The following is a 15,551-nucleotide window of genomic DNA, read 5'->3' on the forward strand; positions in this document are numbered from 1 at the left end:
CGTCACCGGCAGCACAGGACGAAAGACCCGTGGACGCCAGGCGCAATCTCCGGCCCCGAGGACTCGTCCGCCTGACAGGCTGAAGGTGTGAAGGCCTTCCGGTGCCGCGTGTGCGGCAATGCCCTGTACTTCGAGAACTCGGTGTGCGTCGCGTGCGGGACCAGCCTCGGCTTCTCGCGCGGTGAGGCGGAGATCGTGCCCGTCGACGCACAGGGTCGCTACATCGACTCGTCCGGACTCGTGTGGCACGTCTGCCGCAACCTGAACCTGTCCGGCTGCACGTGGCTCGCGCCCCTCGAGGGCGGGCAGTGCTCAGCGTGCGATCTCACGCGCGTCCGTCCCAACGACGCCGACCTCGCGGGCCTCGCGCAGTTCCCCGTCGCCGAGCGCGCCAAGCGGTGGCTGTTGTTCGAGCTCGATCGTTTGGGGTTCCGCGTGGAGAGCAAGGCGCAGGACCCCGAACGCGGCCTGTGCTTCGACCTGCTCTCCAGCGTCGCCGAGAACGTCGTCATCGGGCACGACGAAGGGGTCATCACGATCGACCTGGCCGAGAGCGACGACGCGTACCGCGTGAAGGTGCAGAACCAGCTCGGCGAGCCGTACCGCACGATGCTCGGGCACTTCCGGCACGAGGTCGGGCACTACATCGAGTGGGTGATGGTCGAGGGGACGGAGCGCATCGCAGAGGCCCGCGAGCTCTTCGGCGACGAGACCGCCGACTACCAGGCCGAGATCGACCGCCACTACTCCGAGGGGCCGCCCGCCGACTGGCCTGAGCACTACATCTCGACGTACGCGACGATGCACCCGTACGAGGACTTCGCCGAGACGTGGGCGCACTTCCTCCACATCACCGACACGATCGAGACCGCGACCGCGTACGGCCTCCTCACCGTGGGCGGGATCGACGCGTTCTCGCGCTTCCGCGACCTCGTGACGGGGGTGTGGATGCCGCTGACCACCTCGCTCAACATGATCAACCGGTCCATGGGCAAGGCCGACCTGTACCCCTTCGTCATCCCCGAGCCGGCCCTCGACAAGCTGGAGTTCGTCGCGTCGCTGCGGTTCGATCGCTGTGCACGGAAGGCCGGGACCACGGGCGGGTAGCGTTGTCGGGGTGACGCATCCGCAGTGGCATCCCTCAGACGACGGCATCAACTTCCACACCCGCAAGTGGGTCAAGCCGGAGGATCTGAACGCCAACGGGACGCTCTTCGGGGGCAGCCTGCTGCGCTGGATCGACGAGGAAGCGGCGATCTACGCGATCATCCAGCTCGGCAACTACCGCGTGGTGACGAAGCTCATCTCGGAGATCAACTTCGAGGCATCCGCTCTCCAGGGCGACCTGATCGAGATGGGGCTCACTGCGACGCACTTCGGACGCACGTCGCTGACGATGCGCGCGGTCGTGCGGAACATGATCACGCGCAAGCGCATCCTCACGATCGAGCGGCTCGTGTTCGTGAGCGTCGACGAGGAGGGCAAGCCCAAGCCCCACGGCTACACCGAGATCACCTACGACCGCGACCGGATGCCGCACGAGCACCCTGCCACGGGGAGCATCCGGCTCGATTAGTCGGTCGCACGGCCGTCACCGGGCGCGGTGGTGATCTACTGGGCGCATGACCACGGATCTCTTGGCCGACTGGGACGTCGCACCCTTCACCTACGACGGCATCACGCACGACGTCTACCGCTCGGGCGACGGCCCCGGCATCATCCTGATCCCCGAGATCCCCGGCGCGACGCCCGCGGTGATCGCGCTCGCCGAGCGACTCGTCGCCGCGGGCTTCCACGTCGCCCTCCCCTCCATCATCGGAACCCCAGGGCGCCCCGTGAGCGGTGGCTACATCGCCGGTTCGGCGCTGCGCATGTGCGTGTCGCGCGAGTTCGCGGCCTTCGCGCGTCGCGCCGACCGCCCGATCGCGGGATTCCTCCGCGCCCTCGCCCGCGACGTGCACGCCGAGCGCGGCGGACCCGGCGTCGGCGTGATCGGGATGTGCTTCTCCGGCGGATTCGCGTTGGCGACGGCCGCCGACGACAGCGTGCTCGCGCCCGTCGTCTCCCAGCCCGCGGTGCCCCCGGCGATCGGCGCCGGACGCTCGGCGACGGGGCTCAGCACCACCGAGGAGGCGGCGATCCGTCGCCGCGCGGGCGACGGGCTCTGCGCGCTGGGCCTGCGGTTCACGAACGACCGCAGCGTTCCTGCGGAGCGCTTCGCGGCGATGGAGCGACTGCTCGGCGAGGGCTGGCGGGCGTTCGAGATCGACTCGTCTCCCGGCAATTCCGACGGCATTCCGGCGAACGCGCACTCCGTGCTCACGGATGCCTCGGCCACCGCCCCGGGGCACCCCACGCATCGGGCGAACGAGCTCGTCGTCGAGTTCCTGCGCGAGCGCCTCGGAGGCTGATCACTCTCCTGGGAATGCTGTGGCGCGCCGACGCGGCGGGCGTAACATTCCGTCATACGAGCGCTCGCCGCGTCGGCGGACCGCGATCCACTCGAGAACACGGGAGACACCGATGGACACCATGATGATGATGAAGTCCATGCCCATGGGCGAGATGACCATGGACATGGATGCCATGCAGGAATGCGTGCAGTCCCTCAACGCGTGCGCGATGGCGGCGGCGATGTGCGCCGGCAGCGACATGATGCACGGCGCCGAGATGGCGAAGTGCTGCGCCATGTGCTCGAACATGGTCGAGATGGCCGAGGCCACGATGCACATGATGATGCGTCCCGCCGGCATGGACATGGACGTGATGAAGGCCATGATGATGGCCTGCATGACCATGGGCAAGGTGTGCGCCGAGGAGTGCCGCATGCACGCCGACATGGACGAGATGTGCCGCTACTGCGCCATGGCGTGCGACGACATGGTCATGAAGTGCGAGGCCATGATGGCCTCGATGTCCGCCTGAGGTTCTACGCGACGCGCGCGGTCGTCGTGACGGTCCGCGCACTCAGGAGTTCTGCGACCGGGTGGTAGGCCACCGGCTCCCCCGCCGCGATGTCGACCGCCGGGCCGATGATCCGCACGCGGACGGCCGCGCCGTTCAGCAGCGCGATCGTCGCCTCGGCGCCGTCGACGTGCGTGACGAGTCCGTCCCACCACGCGGCGGGGTTGGCTGCGGCCATGCAGCGCTGGATCGGGTGGACTGTCGACGAGATCGTGCGGGACATGGCTTCACCTGCCTTCGGGGGTTGCGGTGAGATGAAGTTACGGGATGCCGTGGACGCGGGCGATCCGGGGCGTAGCGAGACGTAACACCGCGTCCCTGCGTTACGCGCCCTCCGGCGTGATCGCCAACCGCGTCCCCCACGGGTCGGCGAGTCGCAGCGTGCGACCGTCGTCGGCCGCGGCGATGCCGTGATCGCGTACGCGCTCGCCGAACGCCTCCACGTCGTCGCGGGTGGGCACGACGATCCGCACGTCGCCGAGGCCGAGGGTCGCGGCGCGGGGCCCCGCCCCGGCGCTGTGCCACGTGTTCATGCCGATGTGGTGGTGGTACCCGCCTGCGGAGAGGAACAGCGCGGAACCGAGGGAGGCGGTCACGTCGAAGCCGAGGATGCCCTCGTAGAAGCGGCGCGCCGTGGGGATGTCGCCCACCTGGAGGTGGACGTGCCCGATGGCGGCCGTGGCATCCGTCCCGTCCTCCTCCGCTTCGGGGTCGTACCAGCGCTGCAGGAACTGATTCGGGTCGAGGAACTCCGACGCCATCTGCACCGTGCCGTCGGCGTGGACCGTCCACTGGTCGCGCGGACGGTCGCGGTAGAGCTCGAGTCCGTTGCCCTCGGGGTCGTGGAAGTAGAACGCCTCGCTGACGAGGTGGTCGGCGGATCCCTCGTACAACTGCCCGGCGTGCTGGGCCATGGATGCCAGCGCCGAGGCGAGCCGCGCCTGATCCTGGAACACGATCGCGGTGTGATAAAGCCCCGCGCCGCGGCTGTCGCGTCCGGGAAGGTCCTTCTCCTGCCGCAGCACGATCGACGCGACGCCGCCGCGTCCGAGGGTCGCCGTGGCGCCCGCCTGGTCGAGGACGTCGAGCGTCACCGCCCTCCGGTAGAACTCCGTCATCGCGTCGAGGTCGCTGACCAGCAGCTCGACGGTGTCCATGCGGGTGCCGTCCGGCGCAGCGCCGCGCGTCGGCACGGCCGCCGTGCTCCACGACGGTGCTGCCGAATGCCGTTGCGGTGTCTGATCCACGGGGCGCTCCTTCTGCCGGTCGCATCGCGACGACGCGGGCCATTGGTTGTCGCTACAACCAACCTAGGATGGTCGCGTGGTATTCCAGGCACCTCGCATGAACGCACAGGAGTCAGCGGCGTGGGTGGGACTGGTGACGGTGAGCCAGCTCCTGCCGGCGGCGCTCGACGCGCAACTGCAACGCGACTCGCGCATGACGCACTTCGAGTTCTCCGTGCTCACGGTGCTGCGGTTCTCCCCCGCGCAGACGCTCCGCATGTCCGCGCTCGCCGGGGAGACGGCATCCACTCTCCCCCGCCTTTCGCACGTGTGCGCTCGGCTGGAGAAGCGCGGGCTGGTCGAACGCTCGCCGTCCGCGGATGATCGGCGCGCGACCGACGTGCGACTCACGGGGGTCGGCCGCCGCGAGCTCATCCGCGCGACCCCGGGACACATCGAGACGGCGCGGCGCCTCGTTGTGGACGCGCTCACCCCGGACCAGCTCGACGCGCTCGCCGAGATCAGCGCGGTGATCCGCGGGCGACTGGCGGGTGGATCCGAGGAGCCGGTCGCGGGAGACGACTGACGCTCACACCGCGCGCACGCGGTTGTTGCGCGCGTCGTGCGTCAACTCCGCGAGTCCCAGTCCCTCGAGCAGCGGCGGCAGGTACATGCCGAAGCGTCCGCGGGTCACACGCCGCGGTTCGGCGCGTCCATGTCACCCGTGCGGACGGGTCCGCCCGGCGCATACCGCAGCAGGAGCGCCCCGCTCGACCCGACGATCGGAGGCTCGAGCAGAGCCAGGGTCGTGGGCACCGCTCCGTCGGGGAAGACCTTCTTCCCCTGACCGAGAACCAGCGGGTACTGCCACAGAGCGAGCTCGTCGTACAGCTGCTCGGCGAGGAGCGACTGGACGAAGTCGACGCTGCCGATCACGTGCACGTTCTGGTGCCGTTCGCGCAGGCGTGCGATCTCCGAGGGGAGGTCGGGCCCCAGCAGCGAACTCCCCGCCCACTCCAGCACCGGAGCGCTGCGCGATGCGACGTATTTCGGGATGGCGTTGAAACGTGTGCCGATGTCACCGTCGACGCCCGTCGTGTGGTGCGGCCAATATCCGGCGAAGATGTCATACGTGCGGCGGCCGAGCAGCAGCGCGTCCGTTTCGGCGATGCCGCCGACAACCCTCGCGCCGACGACCTCGTCGAGGAACGGCGCCTGCCAGCCGCCGAACGGGAATCCGCCCGACGGGTCCTCGTCCGGGCCGCCCGGCGCCTGAGCGACTCCGTCGAGCGTGATGAAGAGGTCGATCGTGATGCGTCCGGTCATGGCATTCTCCTTCGAATCAGCCAGCGAGCTGGGCAGAGCGGTTGATGGTCGGCGATACGGGCGTATCGATGTGGAACGTGAGCGCGAAGCGCTCGAGGAGTGCGGCGTCGCCGCTCACAACCTGAACGACACCCGAGTCGAGCGCGGCGACGGGCGTCATAGAGCCGGCGATCACTTCGCGGATGCCAGGCCCCGCCACGAAGACGAGATCGGGTTCCGCATCCGGCAGCCGTCCGCCGACGGGTGTCGATGTCGGCGCGAGCGTGATGACCGTGAGTCGATCCTTCACGACCTGGACCCGCAGCGGTACGTCGGCAACGCGCACTTCGTAGTCGGTGGGAGGGAGGGCTGCGGCGGTTCCCGGCTGGAAGGCCGCCCTCAGGGCGATGGTGAGCGAATCGGCCGTGACCACGTCGCCCTCGTCCGGCTCCCCCATGGCGGCGAATCCCCACCTGCCGAGGGCGAGGACGATGGGCTCGAGCGCGCGGCCGTAGGGCGTCAACTCGTAGATGGGCCCGCGCCCTTTGAACGGTGCTCGCCGGATGACCCCCGAACTCTGCAGTTCTTTCAGCCGAGCAGCCAGGATGTTGGTCGGGATGCGCGGCAGGCCCTGCTTCAAGTCGGTGTAGCGGCGCGCCCCGACGAGCAGGTCCCGGATGATGAGGAGCGCCCACCGCTCGCCGATGATGTCCACGGCCCCTCGTTGACTAACCGATCGAAAAGCTCGCCGCCTAGAGATTGCGGTAGAGCCACTCGCGCAGCTCGGCAGTGACGACCTCCCGCGACGACCCTTCGGCCTTCGCAGTGCGGCTGAGCAGCTGCGAGATCAGCGTGACGGCCGCGAACAGGACCGACGCCGTCGCACGGCCCTCGTCCGTGTTCGGCTCGTCGAGCGAGAAGCCCGAGCCGAGCGCATCCTGCAGGCCGAGAGTTGCAGTCGCCGTGGCCGTCAGATCGACGTCATTCGGGTCAGTTCGGACGCGCCGCGCGGTCACCTCATCGGTCGCGGTTTGCATGTCCAGCAGAGCGAGCGCGACGCGGCGGACGTGGTCCTTCAGGTCATCCATCCGCACACGGTAGCGCGGTTCAGCCGCACACGGCTCACCGCGCCGAGCTCGTGGTCCCTGCCCCACCGCGTGCCGTCGCGCACGATTGCCGATCCGGTCAAACCCCGAGACTACCGACTTCCCGGCGCCCGGCCGGGTTGACTCCGTGAGGCCGAGGCTTGACTGGCCGGCCGAACTGTCACTCGCCGCGGGATTGTCTCGTGAAGATGGTCGCGCCATCGTGGTGACGTTCCACGACATTGCCGAGCGGACTCGACCAGTGCACCCGGAACGGCGGGTGCAGGGGTACCAGATCGTCGTTCTTATCCATCCAGAACGCCGCCGCCTTCGAGGTGAAGCCCGCCGCGTAGCCGGGCAGTACCTCCTCCGCGGTGAGCACGTCAGGCGTCGCCCAGCCTTCGACCTCGATCACGAACGTCGCGTCGCGCGCGGACGTCAGGCCGACATTGCGAAACGAGACTCCAGTGTACCGCCCACCGCTCCAGCTGCTGTCGACTTTGATCTCCCAACGCACGTCGGTGAACTCGCGGGCGCGCTCGTCAATGCGGCGCTGCAGGTCGAGCGCCTCCCGAGCCCGATCATTCGCCTCAGCGGACTGAGCGTTAGCGATGTCCGCCCGACGGTTCGCCCGTCCGGCCGTGACGAGCGCTCCCGCGGCAATGAGCGTGCCGACGACGGCAGCGCCCCCGCTGATCCAGTTCGGGTCCATGGGCCCGAGCGTATCGACTCCTCGACCGGCCGACCGAGCTACAGCTCGCCGCCTGAACTGATTGTCCCGTCCACCTGATGGACGTTCCCCCGCGGGCTAGTCCAATGCACTCGGTACGGCGCGTCACGCAAGAAGTAGAAGCCGGCCTGTACTGCGTCCGGAGCCTCGAAGACGGCCTCGACCTTGTCTCCCGGCTCGACACGGTTGAAGTGGAACAGCTTCTCCTCAGCGAAAGTGTTGACCAACAGCGTCACGTCTACTGCCGATGTAACTCCTGTGTTGCGCAGCCAGATAGTAGGTGCGCCACCCGGGGCGAGTGCATTCCAATTGGCGGACCACCGCACGAGTTGAAACTCCCGAAGCCGCTCGTCGATGCGCGTCTGCAGGTCCAACGCGTCCTTCGCGCGCATGTTCGCGATGAGGGCGAACAGCGCAGAAATGGCCGCCACAGCAACGGCCACTATCGCGATGACGTCCGAGGCTTCCATGACGCCGATGGTATCGACAGCGGGAGTTCGAACGCGCCCACGCCCGTTCTCCGTTCAGACCGCGCGCAGGTGGTTTGCAATGCGGGTTCGGTGCTCCTCGTTCTCGACGATCCGGTTCCCGTCCACGTACCGCGCATCTTGCAGCACTCGCAGGAAGACCTCGCCGCCGGCGTTCCTGTTCACCTGCACCCGGTAAGCAACGCGTCCGACACCGGGAACGTCCGCCGTGCCCGCTTCGACTTTCTGACTCATGCCGCGATCGTACGGGCCACACACTTCCCGACATAGGGCCGGGTTGGACCCCGTGAGGGGTTTCTCCGTGATGGAGGTGGGCAACGTGCCCCGAGAACAGATCACCCACAACCGCATCGTCGAGCGGACCACACCCCCGGACTTCGATGGCGTGCCATTCGCGACAATCTCCATCGAGCTGCCGCGCCGGAACCTCCACATCGGGTAGAACCGTGGCGCATCCTGGGTGCAGGTCGCTGTCGAGGTCACCGTCGGCGAGCTGCGCGACTTGCTAGCGCTGCCGAGGCCGAGGCTGCAGCTGAGGCGCGTCGGCTCGCGTCGATGGGCGAGTACGCCGTCGAGGCGCACCAGTTCAAGGTCTGGACCGACTTCCTCGACCGCGCCGAGGTGAACCAGGCAGTCCAGTCCCTCCGCCGCGCGCGTGAGGCCGCTTACGGAAAGGACGCCTGATTACGGAGTCCGCTCACAACTTCCCGCGCGCGCACCGCCACTTCTCGCGCGGCCACACCGCACAGGCCAGATGCGCGCCGCTCGTCTACGGCTGAGGAGATTCCGGCTCTCCTTGCTTTGCTCGTTGGTCGCGTTTCCAATCCTTGCGTGCTCGTTGCGCAATGGACGAAAGTTGGTTCGCGATCCGGTAGTAGCGTCGAGCGACCTCGAGGGGCACCGGGGAGTCTTGATGTCTCGTCCGGTCGGCGATCTCGCGGATTGCGAGGGCCGACTCATGGAAGGCGTCTGTGATGACGCGTTTATCTCTCAGACGGTCCAGCATCCTGGGTGTCATCCGGCTGTCGAGTGCCCAGGAGAATACGGTCGCGTACAAGTCCACGATGGCCTCTTCAAGCTCGATGTAAGCGATTCGCATTAGCTGATCGGGAAAATCCAGGAGCGCTCGGGGTGGGTCGTACACCGAGGGTCCGTACCCGCTGCCGATTGGAAGTGCTTCCAAACGCTGCAGTGTCACGTAGTCCCGCATGTAGTAAGTCGTGGGTGCAGGGTCCGTGGTGCTGTCTGACCCATCCGCGTCCGTCGTCGGCCCAATTGGATGACGCTGCGATGCATCGTCCGTCTCGGGCTCGCTGTCGGGCTCGGGTTCGGGCTCGGCGCGATCCTCGTCGGCTTCGGCGCGATCCTCAACCGCTTCGACGAGCGCCTCGCGCGCGGCTTCTTCAGCTTGCGCGAGTATCGCCTGGAGATCGAGGTCGAACCCTGGCCCCTTGATGCGCTTGATCCGATCGATGAGTGCTCGGATCTGCTTCAGCAGCAGCAGGACTGTGACGAACGCGAGCATGGGCCAGGCAACAAGGTCCCCGAAGACGTGCGCCGCGAATTCTTTCCAACCCATCCCGGAAGCATGACAGAAGCGTCGCTGGGGCACGATCGCCGCACACCTCGCCGGCATGAAGGCCGCACTCGTCACCGCGTCGCGGTACCTCGCCCAGGAACTCGGTGGGCGCGGCATCCGGGTGAACACGATTGCCCCGGGACCGACGCGGACCCGCATCGCCGGCGACACCTTCGAGAAGTACCCGGAGATCATCCCAGGGATCGCGGCGAAGACCGCGCTCGGTCGCCTCGGCGAGCCCGAGGACATCGGCCAGGTCATCGCCTTCCTGGTCTCCCCGGACGCCGGGTGGATCACGGGCGAGGACATCCAGGTCGCCGGAGGGTACGCCCTGTGAACGCGCCGGAATCCCGCTTCGGGACCGTCGCCCTCACTGGGGCGACGAGTGGCATCGGGGCGGCGACCGCCGGCCTGCTCGCGACGCGCGCGGACACGCTCATCCTCCAGGGAGCCGAGCGGCCGGAGGACGTCGCGGAACAGCTCGAGACTCTGCGGCGCGGGGGCGCGACCGTCCACTACGTGAGCTGCGACTTCACGAGCTTGGACGCGGTCGTCGTGGCATCCATCCGGATCCGCGAGCTCGCTCCCGGCGGCATCGACCTGCTCATCAACGACGCGGCCGTCCCGGGAGCACCGGAGCGGCTCCTCACGCCGGACGGGTTCGAGCGGACCCTGCAGGTGAATGCGCTCGCGCCGGCCCTGCTGACGCGCCTCCTCGTCCCGTCGCTCTCGCCGAACGCCCGCATCGTCAACGTCGGTTCCACGGCCCACCGGGTGGAACGGTTCCACTTCGACGACATCGACCTGGGCAGTGGCTACTCCCCGGTCGCCGCCTACGCGCGGGCGAAGCTGGCGATGGTCACGTGGTCGTCGCTCCTCGCGGAAGAGGAGGCGGCGACGTCAACGACGGTCGTGTCGCTGTGTCCCGGTCTGAACGACACTCCCCTGAGCGCGGCGATGATGGGCCGCATCGGCGGCCCGCCGATCCGCGGCGCCGAGCACGTGCTGTTCGCGGCGACCGCGGCGATGCGGTCGGGGTCGTACCTCGAGAACGACCGCGTTGTGCGGCCGAGCGCGGAGGTCGACAGCGCCCGGAACCGGGAACGGCTGACCGAGCTGTACGGGAGCCGGCTGCACCCCTTCGCCGCGAGAGGCCGACGATGACGGTGTAGCCCCTTCGCCGTATCGCTCCTCGACACCGGGACCGCTGCCGCGCGCGGTGACCAGCGGAGGACATGGGACGGAGGGAGGACAGAAACCCCCGCATCCCCCCTCCCCCCGCCGAATCCCCTCCGCTCGTCACCAGGCGCGACCCCGCCCGCTGACCACGTGACCGCTCCCGCGCGCGTCAGAGCGCGGCGTCCCAGTGTCCGACGAACGGGTCCACGGGGCTCACGCCCCGCGGTTCGATCTCGCCGAACAGCACTTCGAGGGCGGCATCCACCGTCGCGGACGTCGGCGTATAGCCGTTGAGCGCGGTGCGGACCATCGCCATGTCCTGCAGCAGGTACGGATCGGCGATCGATACCAGCACGGTCGGGAAGGAGGACGGATGCCGCGGCGCGTCCGGCCCCTGCCACGGCGCCCACGCGACCCGCAGGCTGTTGGAGTTCCCCACGAATCGGACGTTCGCGAAGTAGATGCAGAGGTCGAACGCGTCCACCTCGGCCGAAGGCGACTGCGCGAGCGGCGACCGGCGCACCTCCACCTCGCAGCCGCGCGCGCGGAGACCGGCGACGAAGTGCGGCGCGAACGGGCCGGAGGGGTCGTAGAAGGTCGGCTCATCGCCCACCACCACGACGAGCACGCGCCGGCGGTCCGCGGCCCGCAGAGGCAGCAGATGCGCGGCATCCTTCGTCACCGTGATCGACCGGCGCGCGAGCATCCGCCGCGCCTCCAGGTCGTCGGGGTGGTCGAAGGCGGGCTCGCCGAAGCCCTCGACGAACGGACCGAGGTGCAGGCCGAGCGATGCCTTCGTCGCGAGCACCCGGCGCACCGCCTCGTCGAGCCGGTCGTCCGTGAGGATGTCGACGGCCTCCACCAGCGCGGCGAAGTCGGCCGCGACGTCGACGTTCCCGAGCACCACATCCACGCCCGCGGCGACCATCTCCGGCAGCGTCCGATCGCGACGGCCCGCGGTGGTGAATCCGGCCATCGCGGTGTTGTCCGACACGACCAGCCCCTCGAAGCCCAGCCGCCCCCGCAGCACGTCGCCGATCAGCTCGGCGGCGAGCGACCCGGGACGCACGTCCGCGTCGGAGAAGTCGGGCCGCACCGACTTCGACAGGGCGCGCTGGCGGATGTGCCCGACCATGATCGACCGCGCGCCGGCGGCGATCACCGCCGAGTAGACGGCGCCGAAGGTGCGGGTCCACTCGTCGAGATCGAGGTCGTTGGACGAGGTCACGAGGTGCTGGTCCCGGTCGTCCACGCCGTCGCCGGGGAAGTGCTTGGGGCTCGTCATGAGCCCGGCTCGCTCGAGCCGCGCCACGTAGTGCGCGCCGAGACGCGCGACGAGTTCGTGGTCGGCGCCGAACGACCGCGTGTTCGTGATCGGATTGGCGGGGTTGACGGCGACATCGACGACCGGCGCGAACGCCCAGTTCATGCCGAGCGAGCGGGCGACGCGGATGCAGTGATCGGCGAGCGCGTCCACCGCGGCCTCGTCACCGGCGGCCGCGACCTGCATCGGGTTCGCGAACGCCTCGACGCCGGTGAGGAAGTTCACCGCGCCCGACTCGAGGTTTCCGGCGACGAGGAGCGGGATGCCGCTCCACTCCTGGAGCGCGGCGACGTCCCGCGCCGCGGCGGCCGGGCTGCGCGGCAGCATCATCACCGCGCCCGGTGCGACGCCCAGGCGATCGAGATCCGACGTGAAGCGGGCCATGTCGTCGCCGCGAAGGTACAGGCACAGCAGCTGGCCGACCTTCTGTTCGCGCGTGAGTCCCGCCAGGGTCTCCTCCACCCAGGCGAGCCCGCCTCGGTCGAGGCCGAACAACGGTGCCGACAGATCGACGGGTCGGGGCGGTGCGGGCGTCGCGTTCATGGGCAGACTTTCGGTCTCAGCGTCGAGAGGTCAGCACGAGGGTATACCAATACCTCTACGCGCGATGGTGTTCGTTTCGTTATACAGCGATTCCGGATCAATGCCTAGACACGAAACGTTACTCGTGTGATAGTTTTCGTGCGTCGACACCGCGATGTCGATCCTCTGGACCTCGATGGAGAGAAAATGAGTCCCGCCCCTGCACCCGAATGCGTCGTGGGTTGCCGTCACGTGGCGAAGAGCTTCGGCCACGTCGAAGCCCTCCGCGACGCGAACGTCGCGGTTCGACCCGGCGAGGTCGTCGCGCTGGTCGGCGACAACGGCGCCGGCAAGTCGACGCTGATGAAGACGCTCCTCGGCATCAACCGCCCCGACCGCGGCGACGTCATCATCGACGACCGCCCGGTGAAGCTGTCCTCCGTCCGGGACGCGCAAGCGCTCGGGATCGAGGCGGTCCACCAGGACCTCGCGCTCGCCCCGCACCTCTCGGTCGTCGACAACATGTACCTCGGCCACGAGGTGACGACCGGTCCGTTCGGCGTCCTCTCGCGCCGCTCGATGATGGAGAGGGCGGATGCCGCGCTGCGCGACCTCTCGATCGCCCTGCCGTCGCTCACCGTCCCCGTCCGCGACCTCTCCGGCGGCCAGCGTCAGGCGGTCGCCGTGGCGCGCGCCGTGATGTGGGCCCGCACCGCGGTGCTCATGGACGAGCCGACCGCCGCCCTCGGTGCCCGGCAGTCGGAGATCATCTGCGAACTCATGCGCACCGTGGCATCCCGGGGTCTGGGCGTCCTGGTGATCTCGCACGACCTCCCCCGCATCCTGAAGGCCGCCGACACCATCACCGTGCTGTGGCGCGGCGAGACGGTGCTCGTGTCCCCCTCGGCCGATCTCACCGTGCCGGACCTCGTCGCCACGATGGTCGGCTACCGGAAGGAATCCGCCTGATGACCACCACCGGAACCTCCACCGCCTCCGCGACCGTCGACGATCGCGCGCGGCGAACCGCCCCCGTGATCGTGCGCTGGGTGAAGACACGTGCGGCGTGGATCCTGCTCCTCAACATCGCGCTCGTCGCGCTGTTCACCGCCCTGTCGCCCCAGCACGTGTTCTGGTCGGTGGCGAACGGGCAGGCGCTGATGCTCGGCATGTCCCAGGCGCTCATGCTGGCGCTCGGGCTCGCCATGATGCTCGGCGCGGGGATCTTCGACCTCTCGCTGGGGGCCAACCTCGTGCTGTCCTCCGTCGTGGGGGCGCTCGTGATGCGCTCCTTCCAGACCACCCCCGGGGATGCCACTTCGTACCCCGATCCGGTCCTCGCCATCACCCTCGGTCTGCTGGCCTGCGTCGCCACCGGTCTCGTCTTCGGCCTGGTCAACGGCCTCCTCATCGCCGTGGGCGGGATCAATTCGCTGATCGCGACGCTCGGGACGCTCGGGATCGGTACCGGAATCGCCTACCTGCTCTCCGGCGGAACCGACGTCGGCTCGCTGCCGCCCGCGCTGCAGACGAACATCGGCCTCAAGACCATCGGCCCGCTCCCCGTGCCGGCGATCCTCGCCGGGCTGATCTTCGCGGCGCTGTGGTTCACCGTGCGGTACACACGATTCGGCATGCGCGTGCAGGCGATCGGCTCGTCGCGCCCGTCCGCCGAACGTGCCGGGATCCGGGTCCGCAGCTACCTCATCACGCTGGCGCTGCTCGGCGGCGCGCTCGCCGGACTCGCGGGCTTCATCGACCTCTCACGCTTCGGATCCACCGCCATCGCCGGGCACGCGAACGATGCCCTCGGCGCCGTGACCGCCGCCGTGATCGGCGGCACGCTCCTCGAGGGCGGCTACATCTCTATCACCGGGACGCTGTGGGGAGCGGCGCTTGCGATCATCCTGCAATCCGGTCTCGTCCTTCTCGGCGTCTCGTCGTTCTGGCAGCTCATCGTCGTCGGCGCCGTCCTCCTGATCGCCGTCCTGCTCGACCGGTTCGCCTCGCTCCGACGCAGCCGCCGGACCACTTCCTGACCCCTTCCCACCCCTCACCCGAAAGAGCCCACAGGAGCCAACGATGTCCCCTTCCTTCTCCACCCGAATCCTGGCCGCCGCTGCCGTGACGGTCACCGCCGCCGCCGCGCTCACCGGCTGCAGTGCGTCCTCGACGCCGTCCGCCAGCGGATCCGGCGCGACCGACATCCGCCTCGCCGCCGTCCTCCCGAACACCTCCGACCCGTTCTTCGCGACGATCTCGTGCGCGGCCGAAGCACAGGCGAAGACGCGCGGGGTGGAACTGAAGACGTACAACACCACCAACACCGACGCGAACGCGCTGGCCACCAACTTCCAGACCGCGACGCTGACGCAGCCCAACGGCATCCTCGTCACGCCGTTCAACAACAACCAGTTCCTCGCGCAGTACACCGACCTGATGAGCAAGGGTGTTCCCGTCGTCACGGGTTCGCCGAGCGAACCGCAGGCGGAGTACAAGTCCATCTACAGCGACACGGACACCGCTCCCCTCGCCGCCGACATCGCCGACCTGATCCCGGCCGGCGGAGGGTCGATGGTGTTCCTCGGCGGTGCTCCCGGCATCCCGCCGCTCGAGCAGCGCACGCAGCCGTTCGTCGACGCTGTGACCAAGGCGCACCCGGAGCTCGCCGCCCTCCCGACCGAGTACAGCGGCTTCGACGTCAACAAGGCCACGACGACGGTGTCGTCGCTGATCCTGGCGCACCCCGACCTGAAGCTCATCATCGCGGCCGACGGCCCCGACGGCCTCGGCGCGGCCGCGGCCATCTCGCAGGCCGGCAAGGCGGGTCAGATCGCGCTGGTCGCGTTCGACGCCGTGCCCGGTGAGGTCGACGCGCTGAAGGCCGGGACGATCACGGCCCTCATCGCGCAGAACCCGACCGACATCGGCGCGAAGTCGATCGACGCGCTGGTCGACTACCTGCAGGCGCACCCCGACGGCGGGGCCGTCTCCCCGGACGGCACCGTCGCCGTGCCGAACAAGGTGCTGACGAAGGACACCGTCGGCTCGCCCGAGAACGCCGGTTTCCTCTACAAGGCGAGCTGCTGAGTCGCTGCCACAATTCCGAGTGGGGCGCTGACCCGTTCAGCGCCCCACGACCCGTTCGG

The 15,551-nt window shown here is 68.9% G+C and carries 22 protein-coding genes; 11 read left to right on the forward strand and 11 right to left on the reverse strand.

Features of this window, described 5'->3' with window-relative positions; genetic code table 11:
• The first annotated feature begins 87 nt into the window (after nucleotides 1–87).
• From RKD05_RS17375 to RKD05_RS17390, 4 genes are all read left to right on the forward strand, one after another.
• Entirely contained in the window at nucleotides 88–1,107 is a 1,020-nt protein-coding gene (locus RKD05_RS17375) for a putative zinc-binding metallopeptidase (RefSeq protein WP_022879630.1), read from the forward strand.
• Between the two features lie 10 nt (nucleotides 1,108–1,117).
• A complete protein-coding gene (locus RKD05_RS17380; RefSeq protein ID WP_022879631.1) occupies nucleotides 1,118–1,576 on the forward strand; it encodes an acyl-CoA thioesterase in 459 nt (152 codons plus the stop codon).
• Between the two features lie 46 nt (nucleotides 1,577–1,622).
• On the forward strand, nucleotides 1,623–2,411 hold the full coding sequence (locus RKD05_RS17385; RefSeq protein WP_424711691.1) for a dienelactone hydrolase family protein: 789 nt from the start codon (nucleotides 1,623–1,625) through the stop codon (nucleotides 2,409–2,411).
• Nucleotides 2,412–2,523: 112 nt separating this feature from the next.
• Nucleotides 2,524–2,925 (forward strand): aldehyde dehydrogenase, encoded by a 402-nt coding sequence (locus tag RKD05_RS17390; protein WP_424711693.1) that lies wholly within the window; start codon nucleotides 2,524–2,526, stop codon nucleotides 2,923–2,925.
• Nucleotides 2,926–2,929: 4 nt separating this feature from the next.
• Here the strand turns inward: RKD05_RS17390 and RKD05_RS17395 are convergent, their stop codons facing one another.
• Both RKD05_RS17395 and RKD05_RS17400 read right to left on the reverse strand, forming a co-directional pair.
• The gene (locus RKD05_RS17395) at nucleotides 2,930–3,187 is read right to left on the reverse strand and encodes a nuclease (RefSeq protein ID WP_424711694.1); all 258 of its coding nucleotides are present in this window, start codon (nucleotides 3,185–3,187) and stop codon (nucleotides 2,930–2,932) included.
• Nucleotides 3,188–3,287: 100 nt separating this feature from the next.
• Nucleotides 3,288–4,211 (reverse strand): VOC family protein, encoded by a 924-nt coding sequence (locus RKD05_RS17400; protein ID WP_424711695.1) that lies wholly within the window; start codon nucleotides 4,209–4,211, stop codon nucleotides 3,288–3,290.
• Between the two features lie 76 nt (nucleotides 4,212–4,287).
• Between RKD05_RS17400 and RKD05_RS17405 the strand changes: the two genes are divergently transcribed.
• Nucleotides 4,288–4,776: a MarR family winged helix-turn-helix transcriptional regulator gene (locus RKD05_RS17405; protein ID WP_424711697.1), complete on the forward strand. Its 489-nt coding sequence runs from the start codon at nucleotides 4,288–4,290 to the stop codon at nucleotides 4,774–4,776.
• Between the two features lie 3 nt (nucleotides 4,777–4,779).
• Here RKD05_RS17405 and RKD05_RS17410 read toward each other — a convergent pair whose 3' ends face one another.
• The 7 genes from RKD05_RS17410 to RKD05_RS17440 form a co-directional block, all read right to left on the reverse strand.
• A complete protein-coding gene (locus RKD05_RS17410; protein WP_424711698.1) occupies nucleotides 4,780–4,884 on the reverse strand; it encodes a DUF6855 family protein in 105 nt (34 codons plus the stop codon).
• The gene (locus RKD05_RS17415) at nucleotides 4,881–5,516 is read right to left on the reverse strand and encodes a dihydrofolate reductase family protein (RefSeq protein ID WP_424711700.1); all 636 of its coding nucleotides are present in this window, start codon (nucleotides 5,514–5,516) and stop codon (nucleotides 4,881–4,883) included. The genes RKD05_RS17410 and RKD05_RS17415 overlap by 4 nt, the downstream gene beginning before the upstream one ends.
• A 16-nt stretch (nucleotides 5,517–5,532) precedes the next feature.
• A complete protein-coding gene (locus tag RKD05_RS17420; protein WP_424711701.1) occupies nucleotides 5,533–6,210 on the reverse strand; it encodes a winged helix-turn-helix transcriptional regulator in 678 nt (225 codons plus the stop codon).
• Between the two features lie 37 nt (nucleotides 6,211–6,247).
• Entirely contained in the window at nucleotides 6,248–6,583 is a 336-nt protein-coding gene (locus RKD05_RS17425) for a hypothetical protein (RefSeq protein ID WP_424711703.1), read from the reverse strand.
• A 178-nt stretch (nucleotides 6,584–6,761) separates the two neighbouring features.
• The gene (locus tag RKD05_RS17430; protein WP_424711705.1) at nucleotides 6,762–7,292 is read right to left on the reverse strand and encodes a hypothetical protein; all 531 of its coding nucleotides are present in this window, start codon (nucleotides 7,290–7,292) and stop codon (nucleotides 6,762–6,764) included.
• A gap of 38 nt (nucleotides 7,293–7,330) precedes the next feature.
• Nucleotides 7,331–7,780 carry a hypothetical protein gene (locus RKD05_RS17435; RefSeq protein WP_424711706.1) on the reverse strand — a complete coding sequence of 150 codons (450 nt, stop codon included), beginning with the start codon at nucleotides 7,778–7,780 and terminating at the stop codon, nucleotides 7,331–7,333.
• A 54-nt stretch (nucleotides 7,781–7,834) separates the two neighbouring features.
• Nucleotides 7,835–8,032, reverse strand: coding sequence for a hypothetical protein (locus RKD05_RS17440; RefSeq protein WP_424711708.1), 198 nt, complete (start codon nucleotides 8,030–8,032; stop codon nucleotides 7,835–7,837).
• 321 nt (nucleotides 8,033–8,353) lie between these two features.
• Between RKD05_RS17440 and RKD05_RS17445 the strand changes: the two genes are divergently transcribed.
• On the forward strand, nucleotides 8,354–8,482 hold the full coding sequence (locus RKD05_RS17445) for a hypothetical protein (protein WP_424711709.1): 129 nt from the start codon (nucleotides 8,354–8,356) through the stop codon (nucleotides 8,480–8,482).
• 85 nt (nucleotides 8,483–8,567) lie between these two features.
• Here RKD05_RS17445 and RKD05_RS17450 read toward each other — a convergent pair whose 3' ends face one another.
• Nucleotides 8,568–9,377, reverse strand: a complete 810-nt coding sequence (locus RKD05_RS17450; protein ID WP_424711710.1) for a hypothetical protein — start codon at nucleotides 9,375–9,377, stop codon at nucleotides 8,568–8,570.
• A gap of 55 nt (nucleotides 9,378–9,432) precedes the next feature.
• Between RKD05_RS17450 and RKD05_RS17455 the strand changes: the two genes are divergently transcribed.
• Together RKD05_RS17455 and RKD05_RS17460 are read left to right on the forward strand one after the other, a co-directional pair.
• Nucleotides 9,433–9,714, forward strand: a complete 282-nt coding sequence (locus RKD05_RS17455; RefSeq protein WP_424711712.1) for an SDR family oxidoreductase — start codon at nucleotides 9,433–9,435, stop codon at nucleotides 9,712–9,714.
• On the forward strand, nucleotides 9,711–10,541 hold the full coding sequence (locus RKD05_RS17460; protein ID WP_424711713.1) for an SDR family NAD(P)-dependent oxidoreductase: 831 nt from the start codon (nucleotides 9,711–9,713) through the stop codon (nucleotides 10,539–10,541). The genes RKD05_RS17455 and RKD05_RS17460 overlap by 4 nt, the downstream gene beginning before the upstream one ends.
• A gap of 184 nt (nucleotides 10,542–10,725) precedes the next feature.
• On the opposite strand, the gene RKD05_RS17465 is transcribed toward RKD05_RS17460, so the two are convergent.
• The gene (locus RKD05_RS17465; RefSeq protein ID WP_424711714.1) at nucleotides 10,726–12,423 is read right to left on the reverse strand and encodes a glycoside hydrolase family 3 protein; all 1,698 of its coding nucleotides are present in this window, start codon (nucleotides 12,421–12,423) and stop codon (nucleotides 10,726–10,728) included.
• Between the two features lie 231 nt (nucleotides 12,424–12,654).
• On the opposite strand from RKD05_RS17465, the gene RKD05_RS17470 reads away from it, so the two are divergent.
• From RKD05_RS17470 to RKD05_RS17480, 3 genes are read left to right on the forward strand one after another with little or no spacing between them, the layout of a single operon-like run.
• On the forward strand, nucleotides 12,655–13,371 hold the full coding sequence (locus RKD05_RS17470) for an ATP-binding cassette domain-containing protein (protein ID WP_051038818.1): 717 nt from the start codon (nucleotides 12,655–12,657) through the stop codon (nucleotides 13,369–13,371).
• Nucleotides 13,371–14,441: an ABC transporter permease gene (locus RKD05_RS17475; protein WP_424711716.1), complete on the forward strand. Its 1,071-nt coding sequence runs from the start codon at nucleotides 13,371–13,373 to the stop codon at nucleotides 14,439–14,441. Before RKD05_RS17470 ends, RKD05_RS17475 begins: the two co-directional genes overlap by 1 nt.
• Nucleotides 14,442–14,484: 43 nt before the next feature.
• Complete coding sequence (locus RKD05_RS17480) at nucleotides 14,485–15,492, forward strand: sugar ABC transporter substrate-binding protein (protein ID WP_022880121.1); 1,008 nt, start codon at nucleotides 14,485–14,487, stop codon at nucleotides 15,490–15,492.
• Nucleotides 15,493–15,551: the final 59 nt, after the last annotated feature.

The sequence above is a fragment of the Microbacterium sp. SLBN-111 genome (assembly GCF_049739645.1).
In the GTDB taxonomy this organism is placed as follows: Bacteria; Actinomycetota; Actinomycetes; order Actinomycetales; family Microbacteriaceae; genus Microbacterium.